The sequence below is a fragment of the Kiloniellales bacterium genome (genome assembly GCA_030066685.1).
Taxonomy (GTDB): domain Bacteria; phylum Pseudomonadota; class Alphaproteobacteria; order Kiloniellales; family JAKSBE01; genus JAKSBE01.
In genome coordinates this window covers 15251-33804 of record JASJBF010000037.1, presented here as the reverse complement: position 1 = coordinate 33804, position 18554 = coordinate 15251, and the positions used below count along the sequence as shown (strand labels likewise).

Annotated in this window: 13 protein-coding genes and 1 pseudogene; 4 read left to right on the top strand and 10 right to left on the bottom strand. The window is 67.0% G+C overall.

Features of this window, described 5'->3' with window-relative positions; genetic code table 11:
• Positions 1 to 10: 10 nt before the first annotated feature.
• Positions 11 to 712, bottom strand: coding sequence for a DUF47 family protein (locus tag QNJ30_21005; GenBank protein MDJ0945953.1), 702 nt, complete (start codon positions 710 to 712; stop codon positions 11 to 13).
• A gap of 63 nt (positions 713 to 775) precedes the next feature.
• Positions 776 to 1810, bottom strand: coding sequence for an inorganic phosphate transporter (locus QNJ30_21000; GenBank protein ID MDJ0945952.1), 1035 nt, complete (start codon positions 1808 to 1810; stop codon positions 776 to 778).
• Between the two features lie 445 nt (positions 1811 to 2255).
• Between QNJ30_21000 and QNJ30_20995 the strand changes: the two genes are divergently transcribed.
• Complete coding sequence (locus tag QNJ30_20995) at positions 2256 to 3101, top strand: DMT family transporter (GenBank protein ID MDJ0945951.1); 846 nt, start codon at positions 2256 to 2258, stop codon at positions 3099 to 3101.
• A gap of 111 nt (positions 3102 to 3212) precedes the next feature.
• Here the strand turns inward: QNJ30_20995 and QNJ30_20990 are convergent, their stop codons facing one another.
• Positions 3213 to 4076 (bottom strand): NAD(P)-dependent oxidoreductase, encoded by an 864-nt coding sequence (locus QNJ30_20990; GenBank protein MDJ0945950.1) that lies wholly within the window; start codon positions 4074 to 4076, stop codon positions 3213 to 3215.
• 106 nt (positions 4077 to 4182) lie between these two features.
• Here QNJ30_20990 and QNJ30_20985 point away from each other — a divergent pair, with 106 nt between their 5' ends.
• On the top strand, positions 4183 to 5130 hold the full coding sequence (locus QNJ30_20985; GenBank protein MDJ0945949.1) for a LysR family transcriptional regulator: 948 nt from the start codon (positions 4183 to 4185) through the stop codon (positions 5128 to 5130).
• Here QNJ30_20985 and QNJ30_20980 read toward each other — a convergent pair.
• The 5 genes from QNJ30_20980 to QNJ30_20960 form a co-directional block, all read right to left on the bottom strand.
• Complete coding sequence (locus tag QNJ30_20980; GenBank protein ID MDJ0945948.1) at positions 5084 to 5395, bottom strand: hypothetical protein; 312 nt, start codon at positions 5393 to 5395, stop codon at positions 5084 to 5086. The genes QNJ30_20985 and QNJ30_20980 overlap by 47 nt on opposite strands.
• An 88-nt stretch (positions 5396 to 5483) precedes the next feature.
• A complete protein-coding gene (locus QNJ30_20975; GenBank protein MDJ0945947.1) occupies positions 5484 to 7526 on the bottom strand; it encodes an NADH:flavin oxidoreductase in 2043 nt (680 codons plus the stop codon).
• A gap of 208 nt (positions 7527 to 7734) precedes the next feature.
• Entirely contained in the window at positions 7735 to 9723 is a 1989-nt protein-coding gene (locus QNJ30_20970) for an FAD-dependent oxidoreductase (GenBank protein ID MDJ0945946.1), read from the bottom strand.
• Between the two features lie 11 nt (positions 9724 to 9734).
• Positions 9735 to 10682 (bottom strand): ornithine cyclodeaminase family protein, encoded by a 948-nt coding sequence (locus tag QNJ30_20965; GenBank protein ID MDJ0945945.1) that lies wholly within the window; start codon positions 10680 to 10682, stop codon positions 9735 to 9737.
• Positions 10683 to 10692: 10 nt separating this feature from the next.
• Positions 10693 to 12255, bottom strand: coding sequence for a trimethylamine methyltransferase family protein (locus tag QNJ30_20960; GenBank protein ID MDJ0945944.1), 1563 nt, complete (start codon positions 12253 to 12255; stop codon positions 10693 to 10695).
• A gap of 109 nt (positions 12256 to 12364) precedes the next feature.
• Here QNJ30_20960 and QNJ30_20955 point away from each other — a divergent pair, with 109 nt between their 5' ends.
• The gene (locus tag QNJ30_20955) at positions 12365 to 13261 is read left to right on the top strand and encodes a LysR substrate-binding domain-containing protein (protein MDJ0945943.1); all 897 of its coding nucleotides are present in this window, start codon (positions 12365 to 12367) and stop codon (positions 13259 to 13261) included.
• Positions 13262 to 13349: 88 nt separating this feature from the next.
• Here the strand turns inward: QNJ30_20955 and QNJ30_20950 are convergent.
• Positions 13350 to 13526 (bottom strand): annotated as a pseudogene (locus tag QNJ30_20950) (IS3 family transposase).
• Between the two features lie 814 nt (positions 13527 to 14340).
• Here QNJ30_20950 and katG point away from each other — a divergent pair.
• Positions 14341 to 16575 (top strand): catalase/peroxidase HPI, encoded by a 2235-nt coding sequence (gene katG / locus QNJ30_20945; GenBank protein MDJ0945942.1) that lies wholly within the window; start codon positions 14341 to 14343, stop codon positions 16573 to 16575.
• Positions 16576 to 17084: 509 nt separating this feature from the next.
• Here katG and QNJ30_20940 read toward each other — a convergent pair.
• The gene (locus QNJ30_20940) at positions 17085 to 18473 is read right to left on the bottom strand and encodes a PepSY domain-containing protein (GenBank protein ID MDJ0945941.1); all 1389 of its coding nucleotides are present in this window, start codon (positions 18471 to 18473) and stop codon (positions 17085 to 17087) included.
• Positions 18474 to 18554 lie beyond the last annotated feature (81 nt).

Below are 18554 nucleotides of genomic sequence, written 5' to 3'. Positions count from 1 at the left end.
AAGCCGAGCCTCAGGCGATCTTGACTATGATGTCGTGCAGGGTCTGTCCCGTGTGCGCCAAGCGGTCGCCGCCGTTCGACAGGTGGCGGTAGATCTCGCGCCGCTTCAGGATCTCGGTCATGCAGCGCAGCGCATCCGTGCCGGTGCCACCGCTCTTCTCCTGTAGCTCAGCGTGGTAGGCCTCGGCCTTGAGAAGCTCGGCCAGCGCTCGGCGGTAGCACTTCTCGATCTGACGCTCAGCCTTGCGTGCGGCTTGGGCATCTGACTCGGCCTGCGCTGGCGCGGTGGCGATCTTGCGGAAGCCCGCTTGCAACGCTTGGGATCCATCCTTCAGATGGATGGCCATCTCGAGGGTGTGGCCGTCCGGTTCGACGTCGAATGCCTCCATCTCGCGCACCGTGGTCTTGGCGTAGTTTAGGACGTGGTCGATGCCTTCGATCGCACGATAGATTTCCTCGCGGTCCATCGGCGTGGCGAAGGCCTTGTTGAGGACCCGCAAATTGCGCCTTTTCAGCTCGTCGCCTTGCTTCTCCAGAACACTCGCGATCTGCTTGCCGGTGTTAGGGTCGCCAGTGCGCATGTATTCGACGAACTCCTCCATTGCGGTCACGAGGAGATCGCACTGGTCGTTCATCAGGCCGTAGAAGTCCGGCATGCGTGGGAACACGCGATCGACCAGTTTCGTGACGACGTTGCCCGAACCTCCACTCATTGCAATTCCTCCAAGCGGCACGGCGTGACCGTCGGCGGTCCGATGCGGCTGGCTATCGTGGCATTATAGGAGTACCTGCACCACGAACCAGGCGAGGATTCCGATCGTGGCCGCACCCGGAATCGTGATCAACCAGGTCGAGACAATCTCCTTGGCCTTCGCCCAGCGCACGGACTTCGGGCGTTCCGATGCACCGATCCCCATTATCGACGAGCTCACTACGTGGGTGGTCGACACCGGCCCGCCGACCAAAGCCGCTCCGAAGATCACGCCCGCTGCGGTCACCTGAGCGTTCAGCGCGTGCAGCGGCCGAACCTTGTAGATCCCGAAGCCGACTGTGCGCACGATACGCCAGCCCCCTGACAATATGCCCAAAGTAATCGCGGCAGCGCAGGCCAGGATCGCCCAGAACGGCACCTCAAAGCTGGTGATCAGGCCGCCGGTCACCAGCACCAGGGTGATGATGCCCATGCTTTTCTGGGCGTCGTTGGTGCCATGTGAGAAGGCCAGCCAGGCGGAGGTCGCGATCTGGGATCGGCGCAGGTAGCGATTGAGAGATGGTCGGGCACCGCGCAGCAGCAGGCCGGTGAAGCGCTGTAGGACGAAGCCGACCCAGAAGCCGATAATCGGGGAGAGGATCAACGCGAGCAACACCTTGGTCACACCGGTCACATGGCCGTGCAAAAACAGTTCCCTGAAGCCCCAGACCACGTAGTCGAAACCGGCCGAGACCACGACCGGGCCGACCAGACCGCCAACGAGGGCATGGGATGAGCTAGAGGGAATGCCGAACCACCAGGTCCCTAGGTTCCAGACGATGGCACCGATCACGCCGGCCAAGATAATGCCGAGCGAGGTGATCCCGGCCAGCGCGCTCACGTCGATGAACTTGCCGATGGTGTTGGCCACGGCGGTGCCGCCGAGGAGTGGGCCGAGAAACTCAAAGATAGCGATCAAGATGACCGCTTGGATCGGCGTCATGGCGCGCGACGCGATGACCGTGGCGACTATGTTCGAGGCATCGTGAAAGCCGTTGGTGTAGTCAAATACCAGAACGATCGCGATCGTTGCGATCGCCAGAGCGGTGACGATGTCCATCCTGCCTCTCCGACCCCGCAGCAACCCGATCGAGTTCGCTTGGGCTCAACCCTGAACCGCTTCTCTCAATTGAAAGCTAAATGCGCAGGATTTGCACTTCGATTCGACGGCCAAGGAGGCTCCGTTTCCTAAGCAACCATTCGGCAACCCAAATTCTTCGGCTTTTCTCTTGCTCAGATCGAATGGGTATACCGATTCCGGCGCCTTAAGAATCGGGCATCGTTGTGGTCTGAGAGATTGTCTGGTTCTGGCAACACCACGACCTTCTGGGCACGTCCGCAGCACGACTGCTATGACCCCAACTTCAGACCTGGGCGCGCGAATGTCCGGAGATGCGCCGGCTCCTGCGCATTTTCCGCTGATCATGGCGCAATTCACGGGTCGGGTCGGGCAAACGAGCCGAAATCGACACCAGGGATGAACACTATCGGACACGGAGATTGATATGACGACCGGAGTGTTTGCGATGGTGCTTGGCGCAGCCCTGTTTCATGCGGCGTGGAATGCGCTGGTCAAGGTGAATGGCGATCGGCTTGTCATGATAGCAATCATGCAGATGAGCCAGATTGCCGTTGCCATGCTGGTTGTCCCGTTTGTGGCGTTTCCAACGCCGGCAAGCTGGCCGTATATTTGGGCTTCAACCGCCCTGAACACGGCCTACTTCGTGTTTCTGATCAATGCATATCGCTATGGTGATCTGAGTCACGTCTATCCCATTGCCCGGGGTTCCGCGCCGCTGATCGTTGCGGTCATATCCGTTGCAATTGTGGGCGAATCACTGAACCGCCAGGCTGCTCTGTCGGTTGTTCTTATCGCGCTGGGGATCATGAGCCTGACCCTCACGCGTGGCGCGGGCGGCCTCAGGGAACCCAAGGCAATGCTGTATGCCGTGAGCACGGGCGTCGTTATAGCCGGATACACAGTCGCAGACGGTTTAGGCGCCCGTCTTGCCGACAGTGCCCATAGCTACACTTTCTGGGTCCACCTCTTGAACGGAATTCCAATAACCTTGTTGGCGCTCTATCTGCGAAGGGGTCGGTTTTTTGTATCGCTGCGGAAATCCTGGAAGCTTGGAGTGCTCGCGGGCATCATATCGCTCTTGGCGTACTGGATTGTCATTTGGGCAATGACGCAGGCGCCTATGGCGCTGGTATCCGCTGTCCGGGAAACCAGCATGATCTTCGCTGTGCTCGTTGGCGTCTTCTTCCTCAAGGAGCGCCTCGACCTGGCGCGCCTGGCATCCACAGGCGTTACGTTGATCGGGACAGTGATGATCAAGATGTCCAAATGAGTGTTAAGTCCCGGCATTCGATGGACCGGGTCGGTCTTATGCCGGGACCAAACACCTAGTCCACGCCCGACCGCTTGGATAATCGCCAGGCCGAGCCGGCGTACCTTGCCCTTAGCCGAAGAGCTGCGCCACGCCGGCGATGTTGTCGCCGCCGAGGCCCGCCTCCGCCGCCCGGACGTAGACCTGGCGCACGGCCGCCGCGATCGGCATTTCGGCACCGGCGTCGGCGGCGGCCGCGGCGACGTAGCCGAAGTCCTTCGCGACCAGGTCGATCGGGAACTGCGGCGCGAAGTTGCCGGCCAGCATCAGGCCCGCCGCGCCCTTGGCCGCCGGGCTCAGGACCGGGGTCTCGCCCAGGACCGCCGCCGCGGCCGCCGCATCGAGGCCGGCCTTTCTGAAGAGTCCGAGGATCTCCGCCACGGCGGCGACCTGGATCCCGAACAAGGCGTTGACCGCCAGCTTGACCACCGCGGCCGCCCCGGCCGGGCCGACGTGGTGCTGGGCCCCGCCCAGGGCCTCGAGCACCGGCCGGGCCGCCGCCACGGCCTCGGCCTCGCCGCCGAGGAAATAGATCAGCTGCCCGGCCTCGGCCTGGGGCCGCGATCCGGCCACCGGCGCCTCGAGGAAGCGGGCGCCGGTGCCGGCGACCGCCGGGGCCAGGTCGCGCACCCAGCCGGGCGTCAGGGTGCTCGACTCGATGGCGAGGGCGCCCGCGCCCAAGCCGCCGAGCGCGCCCGTCTCAGGGTCCAGCCAGACCGTCCGCGAGGCCGCGTCGTCGCGGAGCATGGCGATCACCACCGCCGCTCCCGACGCCGCCTCGCGGGGCGTGGCGGCGCGGCGCGCGCCCCGGGCTTCCAGCGGGGCGCCGCGTTCGGGGCTGCGGTTGTAGACGCTCACCTCGTGGCCGGCGGCCAGCAGCCGGGCGGCCATCCGCGATCCCATGGCGCCAAGGCCCAGCACGGCGATCCGGGTCATCGGGGGTCTCCTCCTGGTTTTCGAGTTCCGGAGCCGGCAGGCTATATCGGTGCTGAAATCGCATAAACAGGATGCCAAGCACAATATTCGTGCGTAAACTGCACGAATGGAAATCTCCGCTCTACAGGTCTTTGCCGAGGTGATGCGCCGCGGCAGCTTCGCGGCGGTGGCGCGGGACCGCGACGTCTCGCCCTCGGCGATCTCGCGCAGCGTCGCCGCGCTGGAGGCCGAGCTCGGGCTCCGGCTGTTTCAGAGGACGACCCGGCGCCTGGCCCCGACCGAGGCCGGGGCCCTCTACTTCGCGCGGGTCGAGCCCCTGCTCGGCGAGCTGGAGCAGGCGCGGCAGGCGGCGACGGACCTCCAGGAGGCGCCGAGCGGGACCCTGCGGGTGACCGCCTCCGTCGCCTTCGGCCAGACCTGCCTGGTGCCCCTGCTGCCCGAGCTGCAGCGCCGCTACCCGCAGCTTGCCCTGGAGCTGCTGCTGACCGACAGCAACCTGGACCTGGTGGCGGAGCGCATCGACGTCGCCCTGCGCCTTGGGCCCAGGCGGGACAGCGGCCTGATCGGCCTGCGCCTCTTCGACACCCGCTACCGGGTCTGCGTCAGCCCTGACTATTTGGCCCGTAATGGCGGGATCGCGACCCCCGAGATGCTGCGCGGCCGGCCCTGCCTGACCTTCGCCCTGCCCGGCTTCCGCTCGCGCTGGATCTTTCTGGACCCTGCCGGGCGCCGGACCGAGGTGCCGATCGAGGGCCGCTTCGTGATCTCCTCGGCCCTGGCCCAGCGCGACTGCGCCCTCAACGGCCTCGGCCCTGCGCTGCTCGCGGACTGGCTGATCGGCGCCGACATCGCCGCCGGCCGGCTGGTCGACCTCTTCCCGGGGCACCGCGTCACCGCCACCGATTTCGATACCGCCGCCTGGCTACTCTATCCCAGCCGCGCCTACCTGCCGCTCAAGGTCCGCGCCTTCGTCGATTTCCTGAAGGTCCGGCTGCGGCCGGGCGGCCTCAGCGCACCGGAAGCGAGATCGTCCGGCCGTCGATCACGTTACTGAAGGTGTAGCGGCGGCCGCGATAGTCGTAGACCGAGACCTGTGCCCTGCCGCGACGGTCGGCGCAGAACCGCAAGCGCGTCGTGGCCGCGTTGGCGAGGCGGCGCTGGAAGACCAAGCGCTTGCACACGTCGTCGTTGATGGTCAGATGAACCGAGTTGTAGCTCACGTTCTTGAACGACACGCTGAGGAGCTGCTGCGAAAGGACCGTCTCGCCATAGAGGACGCAGACGGCCAGCACCGCCCCGAATACAAAAAGCCGCCGCAACGTCCGGGTCCTCCATCGCACAGGGCCCCATCCCCAGGGCTTGAGGATCGACCGCTTCGCGCGCGACTTCAAGCCGCAGTTTGAGAAATCACAAATCCTTGCACAACCTGAGCGCGTCGTAGATGGCGGCGTGGATGTTGCGGCTGGAGACGGCGTCGCCGATGCGGAAGAGCTGGAAGCGGCCCTCGGGATTGGTCGCGATCTCCTGCGGACGGCCGGCGATCAGGGCCCGGTAGTCGACCTCGCCGCGGTTGGAGGAGAGCTCCTTGAGGGCGAAGTAGAGCTCGTCGAGCGGCAGGGTGCCGTGCTCCAACACCACCTGGTCGACCAGGCGCTCCTCGGCCCAGTCGCCGTAGTCGCTGCCGATCCGCGCGGCCAGCTTGTTGCCCTCGCGGCGCAGGCCCAGGAGGCGGCGGTTGATGGTGATGGCCACGCCGTGCTTCTGGAAGCACTGGGCGTAGGCGACGTGGTTGAGGCCGCCGACCTCGGGCGCGAAGAAGCGCTCGGGCGTGACGATCTCCAGGCGGGCGCCGCTCTCGGCAATGCGCTCGGCCGCCTGCAGGCCGGGATGGCCGCCGTTGTCGTCGAAGAGCAGCACCTCCTCCGCCGGCTTGACGTCGCCCGACAGGATGTCCCAGGTCGTGACCGCGAGCGCGTTGCCCTCATCGAGGACTTCGGCGTTGGGCAGCCCGCCGGTGGCGACGACCACCACGTCCGGCTCTTCGGCCAGGACGTCCTCGGCCTCGGCGTAGACGTTGAAGCGCAGCTCGGCCCCCGCCGCCGCGCAGCGCTCGGCCCGCCAGTCGGCGATGCCGATCAGCTCGCGCCGGCGCCGGTGCTGGGCCGCCAGGCGGACCTGTCCGCCGGGATCGCCTGCCGCCTCGAAGAGCATCACCTCGTGGCCGCGCTCCGCCGAGACCCGCGCCGCCTCCAGGCCGGCCGGGCCGGCGCCGACCACCACCACGCGCCGGGCCGGGCCTTCGCCGCGCGCGATGACGTGGGGCATGGTCGCCTCGCGCCCGGTCGCCGGGTTGTGGATGCAGAGCGCCTCGTGGCCCTCGTAGATCCGGTCCAGGCAGTAGGTCGCGCCGACGCAGGGCCGGATCTCCGCCTCGCGCCCCTCCATGACCTTGAGCGCGATGTGCGGCTCGGCGATGTGGGCGCGGGTCATGCCGACCATGTCGAGCTTGCCCTCGGCCACGGCGTGGCGGGCGGTGGCGACGTCGTTGATGCGCGCGGCGTGAAAGACCGGGAACCTGGTCTCGGCCCGGACCTCGCCGGCGAAGTCCAGGTGCGGCGCCGAGGCCATGCCCTGGACCGGGATGACCTTGGACAGCGCCGCGTCGGACTCGATGTGGCCGCGGATGATGTTGAGGAAGTCGACCTGCCCCCCGGCCACCAGGCGCCGGGCGATCTCGACGCCCTCCTCGCGGCTCAGGCCCTTCTCCCAGTCCTCGTCGGCGACCATGCGGATGCCGACGATGAACTCCGGCCCGACCTGCCTGCGGATCTCCTCCAGCACCCTGAAGGTAAAGCGCAGGCGGTTGTCCAGGCTGCCGCCCCACTCGTCCGTCCGCTTGTTGGTGGCCGGCGACCAGAAGCCGTCCATGAAGTGGCCGTAGGCCTCCAGCTCGATGCCATCCAGGCCCGCGGCCTGCATGCGCTGGGCCGTCGCGCCGTAGGCCGCGATGATGCGCTCCAGGTCCCAGTCCTCGGCCTCCTTGGGGAAGGCCCGGTGGGCCGGCTCGCGCACCGAGGAGGGCGCCAGCACCGGCAGCCAGTCGGAATGGTTCCAGCTGGTGCGCCGGCCCAGGTGGGTGATCTGGATCATCACCGCAGCCCCTTCCTCGTGGCAGTCGTCGGCCAGGCGCTTCAGCCAGGGCACGATCTCGTCCCTGTAGCCGTGCAGGTTGCCGAAGGCGGCCGGCGAGTCCTCGGCGACCAGGGCCGAGCCCGCGGTCATGGTCAGGGCGATGCCGCCCTTGGCCTTCTCCAGGTGATAGAGCCGGTAGCGGTCCTTGGGCAGACCGTCCTCGGAATAGGCCGGCTCGTGCGCCGTCGACATGATCCGGTTGCGCAGGGTCAGGTGCTTCAGCTGATAGGGCTGCAGGAGCGGGTCCTTAGAGGTCATGCCGGCCTCCTGCTTGAATGGCCTTTGCACGGCACCAAGCCCACCTTGTCAGCCTAAAGATATCACCCCCACCCCATCCCTCCCCCATCAAGGGGGAGGGAGAAACTCCTTGGCGCAGCTCATCGTGCCCTCCCCCCTTGTGGGGGAGGGTTAGGGTGGGGGGTAACGACTCGACAAGCGCGCCAAACGTCATGAGCCAATACCTAACCTAAAGCCGCATCCCCAGCTCGCGGCCTTCGTAGATTGCCATGACCGCGAGGCGGGGCGCCACGCAATCGCCGATCGAGTGGATCTCCTTGCCGCTCCCGGCCAGGGCCTCGGCCAGCCAGGTCTGGGAGACGTTGGTGGTGGCCAGCACCAGGGTCTCGGCCGCGATCCGCCGGGTCGTGCCGTCGCGCAGGTCGAGCACCTCGGCGGCGTCGCCGTGCCAGGCGGTGATGCCGGCGTCGGTCACGCTCTCGACCCCAAGCTCCTTGAGCCTCTTGCGCAGCGGCCAGTCGGTGGCCGTGCGGATCAGCTCCCAGGCGACCATGGGGAAGCGGGTGACGATGGTGACCGCGTGGCCCTGCTCGGCCAGCTGCCAGGCCGTGCCGGCGCCGTGCCAATGGCCGATGTCGTCGAGGACGACGACCCGCTTGCCAGGCCGCGCCGCCAGTCCCATGACGTCCTCGACCGAATAGACCCCGCCCCTCTCGATCCCGGGCAGGGTCTCGAGCTGCGGCAGGCCGCGCTGGAATCCGGTCTCCGCCGGCAGGGAGCCGGTCGCCAAGACCACGGCCTCGGCCTCGGCCGCCTCCACTTCCTCGGGCTCGACCGGGGTGTTGAGCCGGACCTCGACCTGCAGCTTGGCGAGCTGGGTCTCGTACCAATGGATCAGATCGAGGATCTGCGCCCGCCGCGGCTGCTCCCCGGCCAGGCGGAAGCGGCCGCCGAGCTGCGGCGCCGCCTCGGCCAGGGTCACCCGGTGGCCACGGGAGGCGGCGACCCGCGCCGCCTCGAGGCCCGCCGGGCCGCCGCCGACCACCAGGATCCGCCGCGGCCTCTCGGCCGGCGTGAAGCGGTCGCCCTGCCATTCGAACTCCCGCCCCGCCGAGGGATTGACCAGGCAGGAGATCCAGTAGTCCCGGTGGCGCCGGCCCCAGCACATCTGGTTGCAGGACAGGCAGGGCCGGATGTCCTCGGCCCGGCCCTCCAAGGCCTTTACACCCAGTTGCGGGTCGGCGATCTGGCCGCGCACGATGCTGACCATGTCGGCCTGGCCGGCGCCGATCACGGTGTTGGCGGCCTCAGGGGTGCGGATGTGGCTCTCGCATTGCACGCGTGCATGCGTCACCGCCTGCTTCAGGGCCTCGGCGTAGGGCGCGCCCAACTTGTCCGGATAGATCGCCGTCGGCATCAAAGGATAGAAGTCGAAGTAGCTGCCCGTGCCGCAGGTGATGTAGTCGATCAGGCCGCGCCGGTCGTGATAGGCCGCGATCTCCTGCATGGCCTCGACCGAGAGCGAGACCTCCACGACGGGATGCAGGGAGACGGCCATGCCGATGACGAAGTCCTCGCCGGCGACCTTGCGGATCCGCGTGGTCAGCTCGGTCGAGAAGCGCATGCGGTTCTCGAAGGACCCGCCCCAGCGATCCTCGCGCCGGTTCGACCAGGGCGTCCAGAACTGGTCGATCAGGGCGTGGTAGGCGGCGAAGAGCTCGATCCCGTCGAAACCGGCTTCCTTGCAGCGCCAGGCCGCCCGGACGAAGGCCTCGAGAACCTCCTCGATCTCGGCCTCGGTCATGGCGTGGCTGCCGTCGGAGTCGTGGTAGGAGGGCTGGCCCGAAGGCGACCAGTTGGGCCGGAAGGAGTTGTCGAAGTCGCCGTGCTGGCCGACGTGGTAGAGCTGCTGCAGCATCACCGCGTCGTGGGCCTTGCAGGCCTCGGTGATGCGCCGGAAGGCCGGGATGACGGCATCGTCGGAATGGCGGAAGTTGCCGCGGGTCAGCACGGCGGTCGGATGGACCGGCATGGGCTCGACCACGATCATGGCCGCGCCGCCGCGGGCCCGCTCCTCGTAGTAGCCGCGGTGCCGCTCGCCCGGCAGGCCCTCGGCCGACATGTTGGCCGTGTGGGCGCCGAAGACCAGGCGGTTCTTCAGGGTCTTGTGGCGCAGGGGGAGCGGCGAGAAGAGGTGCGGGAAGTCCGGCTGCGGCATCGCCCTCCCCCTCAGGCCTGCCGGAAGATGAACTCGGCGGTGAAGAGGTCGAGGTGCCCGCCGCCGCCGTTCTTGTAGAAGGTGATCTCCGCCTCGCTTTCCCGGCCCGACTGCCGCCCAGAGCAGAGGTCGAAGAGATCGCCCAGGACGTCGTCCTCGGTGATGACCCCGGCGGCGATTGGCTGGGTCAGGTCCCCGGCCTCGCCTACGGTGGAGCCGCGGTAGTCGACGAAGACCCGGCTCCGGCGCACGGCCTCGTCGTCGGCTTCCCGCATCGCCGGCGTGAAGCCGCCGACCAGGTCGAGGTGCGCGCCGGGCTTCAACCAGGCGCCTTGGACCAGGGGCGCCGTCGCCATGGTCGCGGCGCAGATCACGTCGGCCTGCGGCACCGCCGTATCCAGATCCTCCGCCACCTCCACCGGAACGCCCTCGGCCTCCAGCTCCCGCAGCAGAAGGTCGCGCCGCGGCGCGCTGCGGTTCCACAGCAGCACCCGGCGGATCGAGGGCCGCGCCGTGCGGTGGGCGGCGATGAGATGCGGCGCCAGGGCCCCGGCGCCGACCATCAGCAGCACCTCCGCGTCCGCGCGCGCCAGGAGCTTGGCGCCCAGGCCGGAGTCGGCCGCGGTCTTGCGCAGGGTCAGCATCGTGCCGTCGATCGCCGCCAGGGGACTGCCGTTGCCCCCGTCGAAGAGCTGATAGGCCGCCTGCACCGTCGGCAGGCCTTCGCTCGCCTCGACGTTCTGCGGAAAGATGCTGGCCATCTTGACGCCCAGGGCCCGCCCCGGCGCCCAGGCCGGCAGCACCAGGAACCCCTCTTCGCCGTGGCCGCTCTCGGCCGGCGGGCTCAACAAGACCCGGCCGATCTCGGGCAGGGCCTGGCGGTGCGCCTCGGCCAGGGCCTCGATCAGCGGGCCGAAGGGCGAGAGCGCGAGGACCGCGTCGGCGTCGAGGATCCGCATGGTTTGGCCGTCAGTGCCACATGTCGGGCAGGCTGCCCTTGCGCCGGGCGATGAAGGCCTTGAGCGCCTCGTCGATGCCGGGATCGAGGGCCGGCGCCTCATAGCCGGCCAGAAGCTCGCGCCAGCGTTCGCTGGCCCGCTGCAGAGAGTCCTTCTCGCCCTCGTCGCGCCACTGCTCGAAGGACTTGCAGTCGGCGAGCGGCGGCTCGTAGTAGGCGGTCTCGTAGTTGGCCATGGTGTGCGCCGTGCCGAGGAAGTGCGCGCCGGGCCCGGTCTCGTGGAAGGCCGCCATGGCGAAGGCGTTCTCGTCCAGAGCCAGGCCCTTCATGAAGACGTGCAGCATCCCCAAGCGGTCGCAGTCCAGCACGAACTTCTCGTAGCCCATCGAGAGGCCGCCTTCGAGCCAGCCGGCCGAGTGCAGGATGAAGTTCGCGCCGGCCAGGATCGCCGGCATCATGGAATCCGCGCTCTCCTGCAGGGCCTGCCCGTCCGCCACCTTGGAAGCCGTCAGCGCCCCGCCGACCCGGACCGGCAGGCCGGCCCGGCGGGCGAGCTGGCCGACCGCGATGTAGGCCAGCGCCGGCTCCGGCGTCCCGAAGGTCGGCGCGCCGCTGCGCAGCGACATGGAGGAGAGGAAGTTGCCGTAGATCGCCGGCGCCCCGGGCCGCACCAGCTGGGTCAGGGCGACCCCGACCAGGGCCTCGGCATGGGCCTGGGCGATGGTCCCCGCCGGGGTCACCGGCCCCATGGCGCCGCCCAGGATGAAGGGCACCACGATGGTGGCCTGGTTGGCCGCGGCATAGGTCCGCAGCACCCCCGACATCACGTCGTCGTAGACCAAGGGCGAGTTGACGTTGATGTTGCCGAGGATGACGCAGGTCTCGTCGACGACATCGGCGCCGAAGAGGATCCGGCACATCTCGATCGAGTCCGCGGCCCGCTCGGGCGCCGTGACCGAGCCCATGAAAGCTTTGTCCGACCAGCGCAGGTGCGCGTAGACCATGTCGAGATGGCGCTTGTTCACCGGGATGTCGACCGGCTCGCAGATGGTGCCGCCGGAATGGTGCAGCCAGGGCGAGAGGTAGGCGAGCTTGACGAAGTTGGCGAAGTCCTGGATCGCGCCGTAGCGGCGCCCGCCCTCCAGGTCGCGCACGAAGGGCGCGCCGTAGGCCGGCGAGAAGACCGTGTGGTCGCCGCCGATCACGACAGAGCGCGCCGGGTTGCGCGCCACCTGGGTGAACTGGCGCGGCGCCGTGCTGCAGAGCGCCCGGACCTGGCCGGGCTCGAAGCGGACTCGCGGGCCGGAGACCTCGGCGCCGGCCGCCTTGAACAACCGCAGCGCCTCTTCGTCGCCGCGGAACTCGATGCCGATCTCCTTCAGGATGCGCTCGGCCTGCGCCTCGATCAGGGCCAGGCCCTCCTCGCTCACCAGCTCGTAGGTCGGGATCCGCCGGGTGATGTAGGCCGGCCCGGTGACCGGGGCGCGCTCGCGCCGGGCACGTCGGCCCGCGCGCCGCGCCGGGGATGGGTTCTCCGTCACCTCGCGACGGCGTCGGGCGGCTGATGCGGCCATGCTGCCTCCCTCCGGCAGAGGTTGCCAAAGCGGTCCTTTTCATCAGGCTAGCTCAGGGCCGAAGGCGGGTGAACTTGGAAAATCCTGAGCCTTTGAATAAGCTCAGCTTATGGATAGCCTACGCCGCCTGATCCCCTCGCCCAGCGGCCTCTTCGCCTTCGAGGCGGCCGCCCGCCACGGCAGCTTCACCCGCGCCGCCGAGGAGCTGGGCGTGACCCAGGCCGCGATCAGCTATTCGATCCGGCAGCTCGAGACCGCCCTCGGCGTGACCCTGTTCCACCGCCGCCACCGCGGCATCGCCCTGACCGAGAACGGCGAGCGCTTTTTCCACGACTTGGCCATCGGCCTTGCCCACATCCGCCGCTCGGCCGAGACCCTGAAGCGCCAGCGCGGCGACCGCCACGTCACGCTCTCCGCCTCGACCGCCTTCGCCGGCTACTGGATGGTGCCGCGCCTGGCTCAACTGCGCGAGGCCCATCCCGAGATCGACTTGCGCCTGCAGACCTCGGACAAGGACGTCGACCTGCGCGCCGAGGGCATCTCCCTCGGCGTCCGCCTGGGCGACGGCGCCTGGCCGTCCTACGACTCGGCCCTGGTCGCGCCGGAGGAGATCTTCCCGGTCTGCAGCCCGGCCTATCTTCAGGCCGTCGGCGCGCCGCGCGACCTCGCCGAGATGGCGCGCCACAAGCTGATCCACCTGGACGAGCCCTTCCGGCCGAGCCCGAGCTGGCGCGACTGGTTCGCCGCCGCCGGCTTTGACCACGACGACCGCGGCGAGGGCCTGCGGCTCAACGACTACGCCCTGGTCCTGCAGGCCGCCCTGGAGGGTCAGGGCGTGGCCCTGGGCTGGCAGCACCTGACCGCCCCCCTGGTCGAGCGCGGCCTCCTCCTCCGCCCCCTGCCCCAGAGCCAGGCCACCGGCGCCGGCTTCTACGTCGTCTGGCCCAAGGACCAGACCCTCTCCCCTCAGGCCACGACGGTCCGCGACTGGATCCTGGCGGCGTGAGACAAGCGCTTACCCGGGCTTCGGACTCTTGAACGCTTGACGATCGCCGGATGTGGCGCGCTCGATCGCGGCTTCGGCCCTTGTCAGGAAATGCTTCTTTACCCAAGAGCTCCAGCTCCCCTCGACAGCGGCGAAACTGCCGTATGCTGATCATCCCCCGCTCATCGCAGACCGCTTTGTCTGTTATGCCTTCTTCGCTCGCCCGGAGAAGGGCTTACCGTTTGAACTCTGCGCTGTAGCGTTTGTATCGCTTCGGCTTCGTCATCTGACACCTCCCGGCGCTCAAGGCGCCTCGTTCTAGCGCACATCCCGATCAGACGCGCTCGCGTCTGGCCGGGAGTAATGCGCTATCGCTCTGAAGTTAGGGCATTATCCGGCCAGATGGATCGCGAAGCGATCCATCTGGCCGGATGTAATGCCCTAGGTGTCCACAAAACCCGGGCAAAACCAACATTCGGCTGAACACGTCGTTCGGACATAGAGGATGTCCCTGTCTATACGCATCCGGGCGTGGTTGGCGCCGTCGGCGAAGGGCAAGCTGAGACCCGACCCAGACATTCGGACGGGCCTGCAGAGGATTGGCGTTTCAATCTCAACTTTGGCGTTCGTCGCCATTTGCAACATGCGCCGGGCAGCATCGCGCGGCGGATCTGTAAGCTTGCCGTGACGGGCCGGATCGGAAGAAGGACGATCCTTTCGCGACCCCGGGTGACGCCTCTCCAAGTCATTGACGACACTCATCTCCAAGGCCAGCGAGCGTTGCCGGCGTCTTGCGACTGGGTTCCGACACCACATCTGAGCGTCGCTCCCAGGTGAGCCCAAGAAAGGCGCTCTGGCATATTTTAGGTTGCAGTATCCCCGAGTTTTTCTTGTCTTTTTTTAAGAATCATTCTAAGGTATTGCGACGATGAGGCACGCCTCAGAGGTTGCGAAAATTGCCGCTGGTTCTGCGCCTCAGGTCACGCTCCCGTCACGGTGTTCAACGGAAGTTGGCCCGGGGCTCAGTAGGGATGAAGGCGTGCGTGTTTGCTTCAAACTGACATCGCGAATCCGCGAGCAACCGGGAGGACCCAACTCAAATGGTTAGAACTGCGGTGTCCATAGTCGCCATCCCGGCGACCGTGCTGTCTCTACTGATTGCGCTGGTCGCAGCCACCCCTACTTCCGCCCAAGACAAACCAAAGTCGAACCAATTTTGGTGGCCTGAACAGCTGAATCTGCAGCCCCTTCGCCAGCATGCCGCTGAGTCCGATCCCATGGGCGAAGGCTTCAACTATGCCGAGGAGTTCAAAAGCCTCGACTTGAATGCCGTGAAGCAGGAGATCGAGACGGTGCTCACGACTTCACAGGACTGGTGGCCGGCGGATTACGGTCACTATGGGCCGTTTATCATACGGATGGCCTGGCACAGCGCGGGCACCTACCGCGTGGCTGACGGTCGCGGCGGCGCGGGCGGCGGTCAACAGCGCTTCGAGCCGCTCAACAGCTGGCCCGACAATGCCAACCTGGACAAGGCGCGTCGGTTGCTTTGGCCGGTCAAGCAGAAATACGGTCGAAAGCTTTCATGGGCCGATCTGATGATCCTGACCGGAAACGTCGCGCTGGAATCCATGGGCTTCAAGACCTTCGGCTTCGCGGGCGGGCGCGAAGACGACTGGGAGCCCGACTTGGTGTACTGGGGGCCCGAGACCGAGTTTCTCGCCGACGAGCGCTACAGCGGCGACAGGGAACTGCAACAGCCTCTCGGCGCTGTTCAGATGGGCCTGATCTACGTGAACCCGGAAGGGCCCAACGGCAACCCGGATCCGATCGCGGCAGCCAAGGATATTCGCGATACGTTCGGTCGCATGGCGATGAACGATGAAGAGACTGTTGCTCTCATCGCTGGCGGACATACCTTTGGCAAGGCCCATGGCGCCGCCGATCCATCCAAATGTCTTGGTCCCGAACCCGCAGCCGCAGGCATCGAGCAGCAAGGTTTCGGCTGGGAGAACAAGTGCGGCAGCGGCAAGGCCGGCGATACCATCACCAGCGGGCTGGAAGGCGCATGGTCCGCCAATCCGATCGCCTGGACCACGCAATATCTGGACAACCTGTTCGGCTTCGAGTGGGTGCAGACCAAGAGCCCCGCGGGTGCGATTCAGTGGGTTCCGCGGAACGGATCCGATTCGAATATCGTGCCGGATGCTCACGATCCGTCGAAGACCCATGCGCCCATCATGTTCACGACAGACCTGTCGCTTAAGCTCGACCCGAGCTATCGGGAAATTGCGAAGCGCTTCCAAGAGAACCCGGAGGAGTTCGAAGTCGCGTTCGCCAAGGCCTGGTTCAAGCTGACCCACCGCGACATGGGCCCGCGGGCGCGCTATCTCGGCGCGGAGGTTCCTGAAGAGGAACTGCTTTGGCAAGATCCGGTCCCCGCGGTCGATTACGAATTGATCGACGCCGAGGACATCGCGGAGCTGAAGGCCAAGATCCTTTCATCAGGGTTGACCACAGCCGAACTGGTCAAGAGCGCCTGGGCGTCGGCCTCGACCTATCGCGGTACGGATATGCGCGGTGGCGCTAACGGAGCGCGGGTTCGCCTCGCACCGCAGAAGGATTGGGAAGCCAATGATCCCGATGAGCTTACAACGGTGCTGGAGCGCCTGGAGACGATCCAACAGGACTTTAATGGCGCGCAGTCGGGCGGAAAGAAGGTATCGCTCGCAGACATCATCGTGCTAGGCGGTTCCGCGGCCATCGAGCAGGCCGCAAAGAACGCCGGGTACGACGTGCAGGTCCCGTTCAATCCGGGACGCACGGACGCATCGCAAGAACAAACCGATGTGGAGTCTTTCGCCGTGCTCGAGCCGACCGCCGATGGGTTCCGCAACTACTTCGGTGACGGCAACGGTCGATCGCCGGCAGAAATGCTGGTCGATCGGGCGAGCCTGTTGACCCTGAGCGTTCCCGAAATGACAGTTCTGGTCGGCGGCATGCGGGCGCTGAATGCAAACGCCGGACAGTCCAAACATGGTGTGCTCACCGACCGGCTGGGGACCTTGAGCAACGATTTCTTCGTGAACCTGCTCGACATGTCCACGAAGTGGACGAAGTCACCCAGATCTGAGGGCGTTTATGAAGGGCTTGATCGCGAGACGGGTAAGTTCAAATGGACGGCGACTCCCGTCGACCTGATTTTCGGGTCGAACGCCGAGCTGCGCGCAATCGCAGAGGTCTATGCAGCCGACGATGCACGCGAGAAATTCGTGCGTGACTTCATTGACGCTTGGACCAAGGTGATGAACCTTGATCGATTCGATCTCGCCTGAGCCCGCGGAAAGGTGTTCGAACGTCTGGTCCTGGGTGGGTGCCTTCAATCCGATGCGTGCCTGTCGGATAAGTTGCACTCATGCAGGCTCTGCGACACTAGGGCATTATCCGATCAGATGGAATCGCTTCGCGATCCATCTGGCCGGATGTAATGCCCTGACTTCAAGGCATTAGCGCACTACTCCCGGCCAGACGCGAACGCGTCTGATCGGGAAGTGCGCTAACTGACGCAACTCAGTGAAAGGCAGTTGAGCGGTTCGGCAAATGGCCAGGCAGGCCCGATCGATGCCTTGATGTGGCGACCGTGCGCCTTTCGCCGCGGCGCCAGCAGCGGGCGGCTTTGCCGGAGAAAGCGGTTATTGGGGGAGGCCGAGAAGAGCCGCGGTGCCCTTGTAAGTGCACGACTTTGGAACCGATTTCGTCGATTGCGGTCCCCCTTTCTTCCGTCCACCGTGCGACGCCACGCGGGTTGGGAGGGGAATGATTCACCAAACGGCGCAGGCCAGCGCTACGCAAAGGCCCGCCGCAAGGGCGGCACCCAGCGGATCAGCAGCAGGTCGAGGGCGATCATGGCCGCGATCGCCAGGCCGGTGATCGGGAAGAGCAGGCCGACGGCCACGGCGATGCCCCAGAGCGCAAGATAGACCCGCTTGTTCTCCGGATAGGGCGGCACGCCGAGGCGGCCCTGGGGCCGGCGCTTCCACCACATGACCGCGGCCGCGACCGACATGACGATGACGGCCAGGCAGGTCGCCAGCATGACCAGCTGGTTGACCAGGCCGAACTCCTGGCCCATGTGGACGCTGACGCCCCACTCGATGGCCTTGCCGACCGGGCCCAGCTCGGCGAAGCCGGCGTCGAAGAGCACCTCGCCCGAGTACTGGTCGATGTGGAGGATCCGCTCGCCGGCGATCTGGTCCGGGTAGACCGAGGCGGTGAAGACCCCGGTCTCGTCGCCCGGGAAGTCGATCGCATAGCCCGGCGCGATGCCCCGTTCGGTCGCGGTCGCCACCACCCGGTCGAGGCCGATCGGCTGCGCGCCGTTGGGCGTCGAGACCGGCATGGGCGCGTTCTCCAGGGACCAGGAGGTCTCGGTCATGGCCTCTTTCATCGGCACGCTCGAGACCGGGATGTCGTCCCAGTAGCCCGGCGGATAGGCCAGGCCCGCCTGGTTGGCGTAGTGGTTCAGGTTGCTGCCCCAGAAGCCCGACCAGGGCAGCCCGGAGAGCGCGAGGAAGAAGATCAGCAGCCCGGCGAAGGCGCCGGTGACGGCGTGCAGGTCGCGCCAGAAGACGCGGCGGCCCGGCGCGCCGCGCAGCGAGACCACCCCGCCCGCGCGCCCGCGCGGCCACCAGAGGTAGAGGCCGGTGACCACCAGGACCAGGGCGAAGCCGCCGACCGCCTCGATGATCCGGCTCGGATACTCGCCGAAGTAGTTGAGGCTGTGCAGCTTGCGGATCAGCAGCATCAGCGGCGAGCCGGCGAACTTGCCGTCGGCCTGGTCGCCGAGGACCTCGCCGCTGGCGGGGTCGACGAAGACGATGCGCTTTTCGCCCTCCGCCGTCTTGACCCGGACCTGGGCCGAGCGGTCGGCGGCCGCGGGCGGGACGTAGCCGATCGCCGGCGCGCCGAGTGCGGCGCTCGCCCGGGCGACGATCTCCGAGGGCGGCAGGGCCGCCCGGTCCGAGGGCGCGACCGTCCGGTAGTCGGCATAGAGCAGGCCGTTGATCTCGTCCTTGAAGAGGTAGACCCCGCCGGTCAGCGCGAGCCAGACCATGAAGGGCAGGACCAGGAGCCCCGCGTAGAAGTGCCAGCGCCAGATGGCGCGGTAGAGCGAGCCGTCGCTCGCCGTGTCCGCCGCGGCGCCCGCGGCCAGTTCGAGGTCCTGCGTCGACATGATGCCTCCCTGAATATCGTTGATTTCTCAGGCATCTCCACGCGCCACGGCACGTCCGAAGGGGCGTCCGGGCGGCGGGAA

Excerpts from the sequence above, each read along its gene's own strand:
- QNJ30_21005 (MDJ0945953.1), bottom strand. The coding sequence starts at position 712 with ATGAGTGGAGGTTCGGGCAACGTCGTCACGAAACTGGTCGATCGCGTG.
- QNJ30_21000 (MDJ0945952.1), bottom strand. The coding sequence starts at position 1,810 with ATGGACATCGTCACCGCTCTGGCGATCGCAACGATCGCGATCGTTCTG.
- QNJ30_20995 (MDJ0945951.1), top strand. The coding sequence starts at position 2,256 with ATGACGACCGGAGTGTTTGCGATGGTGCTTGGCGCAGCCCTGTTTCAT.
- QNJ30_20990 (MDJ0945950.1), bottom strand. The coding sequence starts at position 4,076 with ATGACCCGGATCGCCGTGCTGGGCCTTGGCGCCATGGGATCGCGGATG.
- QNJ30_20985 (MDJ0945949.1), top strand. The coding sequence starts at position 4,183 with ATGGAAATCTCCGCTCTACAGGTCTTTGCCGAGGTGATGCGCCGCGGC.
- QNJ30_20975 (MDJ0945947.1), bottom strand. The coding sequence starts at position 7,526 with ATGACCTCTAAGGACCCGCTCCTGCAGCCCTATCAGCTGAAGCACCTG.
- QNJ30_20970 (MDJ0945946.1), bottom strand. The coding sequence starts at position 9,723 with ATGCCGCAGCCGGACTTCCCGCACCTCTTCTCGCCGCTCCCCCTGCGC.
- QNJ30_20965 (MDJ0945945.1), bottom strand. The coding sequence starts at position 10,682 with ATGCGGATCCTCGACGCCGACGCGGTCCTCGCGCTCTCGCCCTTCGGC.
- QNJ30_20960 (MDJ0945944.1), bottom strand. The coding sequence starts at position 12,255 with ATGGCCGCATCAGCCGCCCGACGCCGTCGCGAGGTGACGGAGAACCCA.
- QNJ30_20955 (MDJ0945943.1), top strand. The coding sequence starts at position 12,365 with ATGGATAGCCTACGCCGCCTGATCCCCTCGCCCAGCGGCCTCTTCGCC.
- katG (MDJ0945942.1), top strand. The coding sequence starts at position 14,341 with ATGGTTAGAACTGCGGTGTCCATAGTCGCCATCCCGGCGACCGTGCTG.
- QNJ30_20940 (MDJ0945941.1), bottom strand. The coding sequence starts at position 18,473 with ATGTCGACGCAGGACCTCGAACTGGCCGCGGGCGCCGCGGCGGACACG.